This is a genomic window from Bacillus cereus group sp. BcHK124, from assembly GCF_027712065.1.
GTDB lineage: Bacteria > Bacillota > Bacilli > Bacillales > Bacillaceae_G > Bacillus_A > Bacillus_A pacificus.
The window spans coordinates 1-2,367 of sequence record NZ_JAQFPJ010000051.1; the positions used below are offsets into that span (position 1 = coordinate 1).

Sequence of the window (2,367 nt, forward strand, 5' to 3'; positions counted from 1 at the left end):
TTATGGTGCGACAAGAAGTCGCATTCCCACAGGGTAGCTTCTGCTACTAGATTAGATGCAAAGTCTATCTCCATCCGAAACTGCGGACTTGGTAACGGGCTCGTGGGTTGCATGAGGAAATGTGGAAACAGAGAGTCTGTACATGACTCGGAATACCGCTAGGAGAAGACAGGTACGGTGAACGAGAGTGAAGGCTCGTAAGCTTCGTAATCGTTAGCTTGGGATAATGTACAGCTCTACCCAGGTCTTGATAAGAGGAAAGGCATTCTCATAATACTGCCGCGTTGCATCCCGCAACTTATCCGGAGTAAAGAGTCCACCTAACCCTGTCGTATCTGTGGAATGTGAAACTTGGTAAGCCCTATGTCATCTGCGCAAGCAGTAGGATGACTGTAAAGTCAAACGATGTGGCAGAGGGTAAAGGATATAAGAGAAAGCAAAAGCCGCTAGCCGAAAGGAAACAGGAAAGCATAGAAATATGTATAACTGAGCGGATATTGTCGTCCTTACGGACAAACCCATGACAAGCCTGAAAGGGAGCCCACTTCTTATAGGTCTTCAACATGGAAATACATTTGTAAGTTATCTTCTGACGAATAGGAGCGTGCAGTTATGAACACCTCAGAACGAGCGTCGGCGCACGTCTCGTATACAAACTGGAAAGCAGTTCAGATGTATGTGACGAAGTTACGACAAAGAATTTACCGTGCCGAACAGTTACAGCAACAAAGAAAGGTAAGAAAACTTCAACGCTTACTCATGAGAAGCGAAGCAAACTTACTGTTATCAATTAGACGAGTAACACAGCAGAATAAAGGAAAGCGAACAGCAGGTGTTGATGAACATACAGCCTTGAGTCGCAGAGAAAGAAATCTTCTCTATGAGCAACTCAAAAAGTTAAATACGCTACAACACCGACCAAAACCAGCAAAACGTATATACATTGTGAAGAAAAACGGAAAATTGCGACCGTTGGGCATCCCAACTATAAAGGATAGGGTATATCAAAATATAGTGCGAAATGCCCTTGAACCACAGTGGGAAGCCAGATTTGAAGCTATTTCTTACGGGTTTCGTCCTAAGCGAAGTACCCATGATGCCATACGAAGCATTTTCAATAGAATCAACGGGGGCACAAAGAAGAAATGGATATTTGAAGGAGATTTTCAGGGCTGTTTTGATCATCTCAACCATGAGTGGATACTCAAACAAACTTCTTACTTCCCCGGAAGAAAACTATTGAAGCGATGGCTCAAGATGGGATACATGGAGCAAAGCTTTTTCGCGGAAACGCAAGAAGGTACTCCGCAAGGAGGAATTATCTCGCCACTTCTCGCTAACATTGCCCTTCATGGAATGGAAGAAACCTTGGGAATTACTTACAAGAAAAACTATAAAGCTAATGATAGTTATATTATGAATCCTGCTTGCAAATTTACCCTTATCCGTTACGCAGATGATTTTGTGGTCTTAACGGAGACAAAAGAACAAGCACTCTCTGTATATATGAGACTTCGTCCCTACTTAAAGGACAGGGGATTGGAATTAAGCCCTGAAAAGACGAAGGTTACACATATTGAGGAAGGATTTGAGTTCCTAGGATTCTTGATTCGGCAGTACCAAACTGAACAGGGGAATAAACTGTTCATCAAACCAAGTAAGGGCAGTAGACAGAAAGCGAAGAAGAAAATTGGAGATACTTTACGTGTCATGAGGGGTCAACCCATCGGAGAAATCATCCGAGTGCTTAATCCTATTATCAGAGGATACGGGCAATACTGGAAACATGTCGTTTCTAAGAAAATCTTTGGTACAATGGATAGCTATATCTATTGGAGAATCGGCAAACATCTTCGACAGCTCCATCCAAAGAAGTCGTGGAAATGGATATATGCAAGATATTACAGGCATCCACATCATGGTGGAAATGCTTGGACACCAACCTGCCCGAAAACAAATATCCAACTCTTACATATGTCATGGATTAAGATTGAGAGACACAACATGGTGAAATTCAAAAATAGTCCTGATGACCCAACATTGAAAGAATACTGGGAAAAAAGAGACCGTAAGGTATTTGATACGGAAAACACGATGGATAGAATGAAGCTGGCTAGAAAACAAGGTTACCGCTGCGCTATCTGCAAAACTCCACTACAAAACGGGGAAAAGGTAGTCGTAAAAGACATGCCTGTTCCGCAACACCTCATATTGTCTAATTTAAACTTAAAATTAGTTCACTTACCTTGCCTATACTAAAGGGACTGAAATCGGATAAAAAGAAGGCTTGAGCCGTATGATGGGAAACTGTCACGTACGGTTCTGAGGGGAGTTGGGGGCAGCGATGCCCCCCGCTTACCCGACTAA

At 42.8% G+C, this 2,367-nt stretch carries 1 protein-coding gene; it reads left to right on the forward strand.

The window, feature by feature from the left end:
* Positions 1–612 precede the first annotated feature (612 nt).
* Positions 613–2,259 carry a group II intron reverse transcriptase/maturase gene (ltrA, locus tag PDK19_RS27150; protein ID WP_001097732.1) on the forward strand — a complete coding sequence of 549 codons (1,647 nt, stop codon included), beginning with the start codon at positions 613–615 and terminating at the stop codon, positions 2,257–2,259.
* Positions 2,260–2,367: the final 108 nt, after the last annotated feature.

Bases quoted from the DNA above. Each gene is read 5' to 3' on its own strand.
- ltrA (WP_001097732.1), top strand. From the start codon at position 613: ATGAACACCTCAGAACGAGCGTCGGCGCACGTCTCGTATACAAACTGG.